Source organism: Corallococcus terminator, from assembly GCF_003611635.1.
Classification (GTDB): domain Bacteria; phylum Myxococcota; class Myxococcia; order Myxococcales; family Myxococcaceae; genus Corallococcus; species Corallococcus terminator.
In genome coordinates, this window is record NZ_RAVZ01000390.1 from 1 (window position 1) to 8346 (window position 8346).

The 8346-nt window shown below is 70.8% G+C and carries 9 protein-coding genes; 6 read left to right on the plus strand and 3 right to left on the minus strand.

Annotated elements, in window-relative coordinates:
- Positions 1-98 precede the first annotated feature (98 nt).
- Positions 99-473 carry a DUF423 domain-containing protein gene (locus D7V88_RS35635; RefSeq protein WP_120545059.1) on the plus strand — a complete coding sequence of 125 codons (375 nt, stop codon included), beginning with the start codon at positions 99-101 and terminating at the stop codon, positions 471-473.
- Between the two features lie 11 nt (positions 474-484).
- Here the strand turns inward: D7V88_RS35635 and D7V88_RS35640 are convergent, their stop codons facing one another.
- Entirely contained in the window at positions 485-793 is a 309-nt protein-coding gene (locus D7V88_RS35640; RefSeq protein WP_120545053.1) for a hypothetical protein, read from the minus strand.
- Between the two features lie 191 nt (positions 794-984).
- Between D7V88_RS35640 and mug the strand changes: the two genes are divergently transcribed.
- Positions 985-1542: a G/U mismatch-specific DNA glycosylase gene (gene mug / locus D7V88_RS35645; RefSeq protein WP_208726671.1), complete on the plus strand. Its 558-nt coding sequence runs from the start codon at positions 985-987 to the stop codon at positions 1540-1542.
- Positions 1543-1549: 7 nt separating this feature from the next.
- Here the strand turns inward: mug and D7V88_RS35650 are convergent, their stop codons facing one another.
- Complete coding sequence (locus tag D7V88_RS35650; RefSeq protein WP_120545054.1) at positions 1550-2383, minus strand: 3'(2'),5'-bisphosphate nucleotidase CysQ family protein; 834 nt, start codon at positions 2381-2383, stop codon at positions 1550-1552.
- 205 nt (positions 2384-2588) lie between these two features.
- Between D7V88_RS35650 and D7V88_RS35655 the strand changes: the two genes are divergently transcribed.
- From D7V88_RS35655 to D7V88_RS35670, 4 genes are all read left to right on the plus strand, one after another.
- Complete coding sequence (locus tag D7V88_RS35655) at positions 2589-3092, plus strand: DUF3592 domain-containing protein (RefSeq protein ID WP_158625231.1); 504 nt, start codon at positions 2589-2591, stop codon at positions 3090-3092.
- 46 nt (positions 3093-3138) lie between these two features.
- Positions 3139-3558, plus strand: coding sequence for a tetratricopeptide repeat protein (locus D7V88_RS35660; protein ID WP_120545061.1), 420 nt, complete (start codon positions 3139-3141; stop codon positions 3556-3558).
- 81 nt (positions 3559-3639) lie between these two features.
- Positions 3640-4128, plus strand: coding sequence for a GNAT family N-acetyltransferase (locus D7V88_RS35665; protein WP_120545056.1), 489 nt, complete (start codon positions 3640-3642; stop codon positions 4126-4128).
- Between the two features lie 620 nt (positions 4129-4748).
- The gene (locus D7V88_RS35670; RefSeq protein ID WP_158625232.1) at positions 4749-6344 is read left to right on the plus strand and encodes a carboxylesterase/lipase family protein; all 1596 of its coding nucleotides are present in this window, start codon (positions 4749-4751) and stop codon (positions 6342-6344) included.
- 70 nt (positions 6345-6414) lie between these two features.
- Here D7V88_RS35670 and D7V88_RS35675 read toward each other — a convergent pair whose 3' ends face one another.
- Positions 6415-8097 carry a glutamine--tRNA ligase/YqeY domain fusion protein gene (locus tag D7V88_RS35675; protein WP_120545058.1) on the minus strand — a complete coding sequence of 561 codons (1683 nt, stop codon included), beginning with the start codon at positions 8095-8097 and terminating at the stop codon, positions 6415-6417.
- Positions 8098-8346: the final 249 nt, after the last annotated feature.

Genomic DNA, 8346 nt, shown 5'->3' on the forward strand with positions numbered 1-8346 from the left:
GGTCGGGCGCGGCTGGGGCGGGGTGCGTGTTCAACCAGGACGCTGCCGTGAGGCGCGGTGTAGCGTGCCGCAGTCAAGCGCGCGAAGAAAGGCACTCGATCATGCGGTGGTGGCTCGTGGTGGGAGCGGTGAACGCTTTCCTGTCGGTGGCGGCGGGAGCCTTCGGGGCACATGCACTGCGGGCCCGGCTGCCCCAGGACCTGCAGGTCGTCTTCGAAACCGGAGCGCGCTACCACATGTACCACGCGCTCGCGCTGGTGGCCGTGGGCCTGTTGGGCGTGACGCGCCCCTCCGCGCTCCTGTCCGCCTCCGGCTGGGCGATGCTCGCGGGCATCGTCCTGTTCTCCGGCAGCCTGTACGCGCTCGCCCTCTCCGGGGTGCGAGTGCTGGGCGCCATCACCCCGCTGGGCGGCCTGGGCTTCCTCGTGGGCTGGATCCTCTTCGCCGTGGCCGCGTGGCGCTCCTCGCCCTGAGGCCGTGTCCGTCACTCCTTCAACAGGGGCGGCAGCGGGTAGACGAAGTCCAGGTCGCGGTGGTTTCGCACCCCGCAGGCCTCGCGCTGCACGGTGAGGTTCCAGCGCAGGCGCTCCGCCTCCGTCCAGAGCGCGCGGTAGGCCCCATAGCGCGCGGCCCGTGAAGGTCCACCCAGGGCGCGCAGCTCGCGCTCGGACTGGGACAGGGCCGCGAGGGCCTTCTCCAGGCTGTCTCCGGAGCGACGCAGCCCGGAGGCGCGCTCCTTCTGGAAGTCCACCTCGACAGGCAGCAGGGTCTCGACCTTCACCGGACGGGCCATGGCCTTCCGGATAACAACGACGCCGGGAGCTCGCATCGCACGCCGGGGTGCTCCCGGATGCGACCCGGCCCCCCTGCCCTCGCTCCCACCGGGCGGGCAGCCAGCCCCCACCGACAGGGCCGGGAGTGCCCGCGAGGCGAAGCAGCGTGCGAGGCCGCACCCAACCCGCTAGGTTTGGACTCCCACGTCCAATGAAGACCCTCCACCGCCCCACGAAGGACGAGCTTTTCGCCGCCACCGACCGCACCGTGCCGGACCTGCTGGCTCCGGGCATGCGGGTGCTCTTCTGCGGCATCAACCCCAGCCTCTACTCCGCCGTGGTGGGGGTGCACTTCGCGCGGCCGGGCAACCGCTTCTGGCCCGCGATGCACCTGTCGGGCTTCACGCCGCGCCGCCTGCTGCCGTCCGAACAGGGCGAATTGAAGGCGTTAGGCCTGGGCATCACGAACGTGGTGGACCGGGCCACGGTGTCCGCGGACCTGCTGGACGCCTCCGAGTACGTGACGGGACGCAAGAGCCTGGAGCACAAGGTGAAGCGCTACCGCCCGGCCTTCCTCGCGGTGCTGGGCCTGGGCGCGTACCGGGGCGCCTTCGCCCGGCCCAAGGCGCGGTTCGGCCGCCAGGAGGAGACGCTCGGCGACACCCGGCTGTGGGTGTTGCCCAACCCGAGCGGCCTCAACGCCAGCTACCAGCTCCCGGACCTGGCGCGCCTGTTCGGCGAGCTGCGCCGCGCGGTGGACGGGGGCTGAAGCCGCGTCACGGCAGGAGGCCGGCCTCGCGGGCCACCTGCGACACGACGGGGAGCACCTGGTCGAAGGCGGCGGCGTTGCACGCGAGCAGGCCCCGCCGGTTCTGGAGTTCGGAGCCGTCGTAGCGGTACGGCACGCCGGCCAGGTCCGTGAGGATGCCGCCCGCCGAACGGAGGACGGCCTCCGGCGCGCAGTTGTCCCAGCGGTAGCTCTTGTCGCTGGCGTGCACGTAGAGGTCGCAGCGGGCCTCCGCGAGCAGGCCGCACTTGACGCCCACCGAGCCAGACTCCTTCTCCCGGGTGATGCCCAGCCGCGTCACCACCGCGTCCGTCGCGCTGGAGCGGTGGGAGCGCGAGACGACCAGCCGCAGCGCCGCTGGATCCGCCACGTCCGACACGCGCAGCACACGGCGGCCCTGGGGGTCCTCCACGAAGCCCTGCCCGCCGACGACGCCCGAATAGAGGACGTCCCCGACGGCGCGGTAGACGACGCCCAGCGCGGGCCTGCCCTCCACCGCCAGGCCGATGTGGACGGCGAACTCGCCGTTGCGGTTCACGAACTCCTGCGTGCCGTCGAGCGGATCCACGTACCAGCAGCGCTCGAAGCGCTTCGCGTCGGACGCGTCCTCGGTCTCCTCCGCCACCACGCCGTCGCCCGGGAAGGCCTTGCGCAGCTCGCCCACGATGAAGGCGTTGGCGCGCTCGTCGGCCAGGGTGACGGGCCCCGCCCCGCCGGCCTTGTTCGTGACGGAGAAGTCGGTGGCGTAGACCTGCAGGAGGAGGTCACCAGCCTGGCGCGCGATGCGTCGGGCCACTTCGAGCTCGAGGGCGAGAGCGGGCATGGAGTGCCGCCGAGTCTGCCCCCTCGGCGCTGCTTTGGAAACCAACGGGAGGGGGCGCGCTGGGGCGGATTGCCCCACGGGGAAGATTGCCCCAGGCGCGGAAGGCTGCTCCGCCCCGGAAGGAGCGCTGGCCCGGTGGCTGCAATCACTGGGAGAAGACGACTTCCAGCGCCGGGGGCTCCAGGGCCGGCAAGGGTACGACGCGATGATGAAGTGGCTGATGGGGCTGGGCCTGCTGGGCATCGGCGTGGCGCTGGCGTTCGCGGGCGGGCAGATGGTCTACCGCACGACCGTGAGCCGGAGCTGGCCGACGGTGCAGGGCACGGTGGTGGAGTCCCGCGTGGAGACCCTGCGCGCCAAGCGCTCCGTGAGCTTCCGGCCGGAGGTGAGCTACCGCTACGAGGTGAACGGCACCCCGTACACGTCCGACACGTTCGCCTTCGACGGCCACGCTTCGGGGGCGCTCGCGGAGGCCCAGGCGGTCACGCGGCACTACCCGGCCGGAGCCCCGGTGACGCTGCACTATGAGCCGGCGGATCCGTCGGTGGCGTGCATCCAGTGTGAGACCGTCGGCGTGTCGAACTACGTGGTGACGCTGGTCGGCGTGGTGTTCGCGGTGATGTCCGCGTGGGCCTTGATGGACATGGCGCGCTCGGAGCTCGGTCAGCGACGGCGCCAGCAGCAGCCGGCTCGCTCCGGGGCCCGGTAGGCCCCGCCATTCGCAAGGGCCGCCGGGCCGTTGCATCATGCCGGGCATGGACCCGGAGAATCCCGTCGTGAAGCTGTGCGGCCAGGGCATGCAGGCGGAAGCCGCCCGCCGACACGAGGAGGCACGCGAGTGCTTCCAGCGGGCGTGGGACGTGGCCACCGACGACTACGAGGCCTGCATCGCGGCCCACTACCTCGCGCGGCATCAGCCCACGCCGGAGGACACCCGGCACTGGAACCAGGTGTCGCTCGACCGGGCCCGCGCCGTGGATGACGACCGCGTGCGCTCTTTCTTCGCGTCGCTCCACCTCAACCTGGGCCGGTGCGCCGAGGACCGGGGCGACTTCGCCACCGCCCGCGCCCACTACCAGCAGGCCGTGGAAGCCCTGCCCCACGTTCCCGAGGGCCCCTACCGGAACGTCGTGGAGCAGGGCCTGGGCGCGGCACTCGCCCGGGTGGCCGGCTGAGCACTTCCCTCCGGAAGGCTTCGACAGACGCGGCCCTGGGTGCCCATCCTGGGGCACCGAACCCCGCCGTCTGGAGTCTCCATGCCCGTCATCATCCGTCCCGCGAAGGCCTCGGACGAACCCGCGCTGGGTCGCATGGGCGCGGCGCTCGCGCACCAGCACCACGGCTTCGACGCGCAGCGCTTCATGGTCCCCGACGACGTGGAGTCCGGCTACCGCTGGTGGCTGGGCAAGGAGGCGCGCCGTCCCGACGAGGCCGTGGTCCTGGTGGCCGAACTGGACGGCGACGTCGTGGGCTACTGCTACGGCCGGCTGGAGGGCGTGGACTGGAACATGCTCCTGGACAAGCACGGCGCCCTGCACGACATCTGGGTGGAGGAGAAGGCGCGCGGCACCGGCACCGGACAACTGCTCGCGGAGGCCATGGTGCAGCGGCTCACCGACATGGGCGCTCCCCGCGTCGTGCTCTCCACCGCCGCGAAGAACGAGTCCGCGCGGCGCCTGTTCGAACGCCTGGGCTGGCGTCCCACGATGGTCGAGATGACCCGCGAGACGCCGCCCCGCTCATAGCCGCCCTGCGGCACCCGTCCCTGCTGGAACGCCTCCACCTGCGTCAGCGTGAAGGGCTGTTCGTAGAGGCCCCGGTCCTGCTGCCGGGAGCGGAACAGGTCCACGATGAGGTTCATCCGGTCCTGCACTGAACCCCAGTCGCGCGCCGCGCTGCCCGCCGTGTCGTCCGGCGTCCGGTCCAGCGTCTTCAACAGCCCCAGCAGCTCCGGGTGCTCCAGCCGCAGCAGGTCCGCCGCGCAGGACACCATCCGGCCGGACCAGCAGATCCCGGGTCCAGCGCGGGCAGGGGTGCCCTCCGAAGCATGCCGTCCGAGCAACGGGCGCACCATCGCTCCCCGGCAGGGCCTGGACCCGGGAGGTCGCCAGAAGTTCGTTGACGAATCCGGTGCGGAAGCCCGGCTCGGGTTGGAAGCCTCCCTCCGTGGACGAGGCGTCCCAACCTGTCCGACAGTCGGACAGGTTTCCCAACGAGCAGCCCGGCACGTCCCCTGCGCTCTTCTTGCCAGGTTCGCCGGGGTTGAAACCCAGGGCGGATGGAACCGGAGCGCCCCGGTGTCCTCGGCGGCTGGCGCGAGTGGGTAGACGAATGTCTGGCGACCTCCTTAGCGTCACGGGTGCTCATGCCCAAGACCGCACCGCACCTGCCATGGCTCCTGTCCCTCCTCCTGTTCTGGGGCTGCACGGACCCCGTGGAGTTCCCGGAGGAGTCCTCTTTCCACGTGGGCGCCGTCGCCCAGGCGCTCGACGTGACGACCGACGACGGTCCCGTCCGGGGCTCCGTCGCGGGCGGACTCAATGTCTTCAAGGGCATCCCCTACGCTGCGCCTCCCTCGGGGAACCGCAGGTGGGCTCCGCCCGCGCGCCCCACGCGGTGGACGCAGCCCCTCACCGCCGCCGCCTTTGGTCCGCCCTGCCCCCAGTTCAGGGAGGACGTGCTCCACCTGAACGAGGACTGCCTGCGCCTCAACGTGTGGGCCCCCGCCGCCCCCGCGAAGCCGCGCGCGGTGCTCGTGTGGATCCACGGCGGCGGCTACGTGGAGGGAGCGTCCAGCGAGGCCTGGTACGACGCCGCGCAGCTCGCGCAGCGTGAGGACCTGGTCGTCGTGTCGTTCAACTACCGGCTGGGCCTGCTCGGGTTCCTCGCCCTGCCCCAGCTCACCGCGCCGGACGGGGGCACGGGCAACTGGGGCCTGCGTGATCAGATCGCCGCGCTGGACTGGGTGCGCCGCAACATCGCCGCGTTCGGAGGCGACCCGAAGCGCGTGATGATCGCCGGGGAGTCCGCGGGCGCCGTCTCCGTGACGACGCTGCTGGCGGCCACGCCGGCCCAGGGACTGTTCCAGCGCGCCGCCATCCAGTCCGGCACCTACCGCCCCGTCCTGGAGAAGGAGCAGTCCGTGGGCGCCTTCCCGTCGGCGTACTTCGTGGGCCTCCTCTCGGCCATCGTCATGGAGTGCACCGAGGGCGACGTCGCCGCATGCCTGCGCGCGAAGCCGAGTGTGCAGGTGCTGGGAACCCAGGCACAGCTCACGCCCGTGACAGAGACCGGACTGGGACTGTGGCCCACGTTACCGGTGGTGGACGGCGTCGTGCTGAAGGGCCGGCCGCTCGCGCGGGTGCTCGCGGGCAGCGGGGACGTGCCCGTGCTGGTGGGCGCCAATGACAACGAAGCCAGCTTCGTCCTCGCCAGCATGGGCGTCGTCGGCAACCCGGGCGACTTCGGCCGCTACGTGGATGCCATCGGCGCGAGCGCCAGGAAGACGCAGCTCACCGCGCTCTACCAGCCCTCGGTGGTGGGCGAGGTCGCCGCAGCGGATGCGCTGGGCACGGACCTCTCGTTCGCGTGTCCGTCGCAGCGGCTGGCCACCGCGAGCGCCACCGTGGGCACGGCCCCCGCGTACCTCTACCGCTTCGCGCGAGCCCTCCCCAACGGGCCCTTCGCGCCGCTGGGCGTCGCGCACGGGACGGACATCGTCTACCTGTTCGGCCGCTTCGATGCGGTGGCCACCACGCCCACGCCGCAGGACCTGACGCTGTCCCAGCAGATGCAGTCCGCCTGGGGCGCGATGGCGCGCACCGGCTCGCCCATCCCCGCGTGGCTGCCCTATTCACCCGGCGGAACGTTCATCACCTGGAACACGCCCGCCACGACGCAGGCCACCTGGCGCAACGGACGCTGCGCCTCGCTGGACGCGTGGGGTCTGCTGCCCCCTTGAGAAACGACGAAGCCCCGGGCGAACAGGCCCGGGGCTCCAGGGGTGCATCACGAACGGCGAAGGGGACGGCCTACTTCTTCTGCTCCTTCACCCACGAGTCCTTCAGCGTCACCGTGCGGTTGAAGACGGGCGCTCCCGGCTTCGAATCCAGCGCGTCCGCGCAGAAGTAGCCCAGGCGCTCGAACTGGAAGCGGTCACCGGGATTGGCCTGTGCGAGCGACGGCTCCACGCGAGCATCCGAGACGACCTCCAGGCTGGCCGGGTTGATGAAGGCCTTGAAGTCCTTCTCCTTGTCCCGGTCCGGCTGCTCCACGGAGAAGAGCCTGTCATACAGCCGCACCTGCGCGACGGGCGCGTTGCCCGGCACCCAGTGCAGCGTGCCCTTCACCTTGCGGCCATCCGGCGAATCCCCGCCGCGCGTCGCGGGGTCATAGGTGCAGCGCAGCTCCGTGATGTTGCCGGCCGCGTCCTTGATGACCTGCTCGCACTTGATGAAGTACGCGGAGCGCAGGCGCACCTCCTTGCCCGGCGCCAGGCGGAAGAAGCCCTTCTCCGGCACCTCCTGGAAGTCGTCCGCCTCGATGTACAGCTCGCGCATGAACGGCACCTTGCGCGTGCCCAGCTCCGCCTTCTTCGGATGGTTGGCGACCTCCAGCTCCTCGGTCTGCCCCTCCGGGTAGTTCTCCACCACCACCTTGAGCGGACGCAGCACCGCCATGGCGCGCGGGGCCGTCTCATTCAGGTCGTCCCGGATGCTCAGCTCCAGCACGCCCATGTCGATGAGGCTGTCCGACTTGCTCACGCCGATGCGCTTCGCGAAGTCCCGCAGCGACGCAGGCGTGTAGCCCCGGCGACGCAGGCCGCTGATGGTCAGCATGCGCGGGTCGTCCCAGCCCGACACCAGCCGCTCCGTCACCATCTGGAGCAGCTTGCGCTTGCTCATCACCGCGTACGTGAGGTTCAGCCGCGCGAACTCGTACTGATTCGGCCGGTCGCCCTTGATGAGCGCGTTGACGATCCAGTCGTACAGCACGCGGCGGTTCTCGAACTCCAGCGTGCACACCGAATGCGTGATGCCCTCGATGGCGTCCGACAGACAGTGCGCGAAGTCGTAGAGCGGGTAGATGCACCACTTGTCGCCCGTGCGGTGGTGGTGCGCGTGCCGGATGCGGTAGATGGGCGGGTCTCGCAGCACCGGGTTCGACGACGTCATGTCGATCTTCGCGCGCAGCGTGTGCTTGCTGTCCGGGAACTCGCCCGCCTTCATCCGGCGGAACAGGTCCAGGTTCTCCTCCACCGAGCGCGTGCGGTACGGGCTGTCCCGGCCCGGCGTGGTGAAATCACCGCGGTACGCGCTGATCTCCTCCGGCGACAGGCTGCACACGTAGGCCTGGCCCTGGGAGATGAGCTGCTCGGCGAAGGCGTAGAGCCGGTCGAAGTAGTCGGACGCGAAGAAGCGCCGGTCGTCCCAGTCGAACCCGAGCCAGCGCACGTCGCGCTGGATGGACTCCACGTAGTCGGTGTCCTCGGTGAGCGGGTTGGTGTCGTCGAGGCGCAGGTTGCACTTGCCGCCATACTGGTTCGCCAGCCCGAAGTTCAGCGCGATGGACTTGGCGTGGCCGATGTGGAGGTAACCGTTGGGCTCCGGCGGAAAGCGGGTGTGCACGCGACCGCCGTGCTTGCCGGCCCGCTGGTCCTCCTCGATGACCTCCTGGAGGAAGTTGAGGCCCTGCGTCTCGTTTGGGGTCGTCATGATGGGGGCGAATCCTGTTGAAGCCGGACAGGGGGGGCAAGATCTTCCTGACCCGGCCCCCCGTCCTTACCTACTTAACCCGGGACGGCTCAGACGTCCGCGAGCAGCGATTCCCAGGCCTTGAGGGCCCGTTCGGAGGACAGCTCGTCCGCCCGGGCCAGTGCCCGGGTCCGCAGGTCGTCCCGCCAGGCCGCGTCCCTCACCACCCGCCCCAGGGCCTCCGCCATGGACGCGTCATCCCCCATGGGC

Bases quoted from the DNA above. Each gene is read 5' to 3' on its own strand.
- D7V88_RS35660 (WP_120545061.1), top strand. From the start codon at position 3,139: ATGGACCCGGAGAATCCCGTCGTGAAGCTGTGCGGCCAGGGCATGCAG.
- D7V88_RS35640 (WP_120545053.1), bottom strand. From the start codon at position 793: ATGGCCCGTCCGGTGAAGGTCGAGACCCTGCTGCCTGTCGAGGTGGAC.
- D7V88_RS35650 (WP_120545054.1), bottom strand. From the start codon at position 2,383: ATGCCCGCTCTCGCCCTCGAGCTCGAAGTGGCCCGACGCATCGCGCGC.
- D7V88_RS35675 (WP_120545058.1), bottom strand. From the start codon at position 8,097: ATGACGACCCCAAACGAGACGCAGGGCCTCAACTTCCTCCAGGAGGTC.
- mug (WP_208726671.1), top strand. From the start codon at position 985: ATGAAGACCCTCCACCGCCCCACGAAGGACGAGCTTTTCGCCGCCACC.
- D7V88_RS35665 (WP_120545056.1), top strand. From the start codon at position 3,640: ATGCCCGTCATCATCCGTCCCGCGAAGGCCTCGGACGAACCCGCGCTG.
- D7V88_RS35655 (WP_158625231.1), top strand. From the start codon at position 2,589: ATGATGAAGTGGCTGATGGGGCTGGGCCTGCTGGGCATCGGCGTGGCG.
- D7V88_RS35670 (WP_158625232.1), top strand. From the start codon at position 4,749: ATGCCCAAGACCGCACCGCACCTGCCATGGCTCCTGTCCCTCCTCCTG.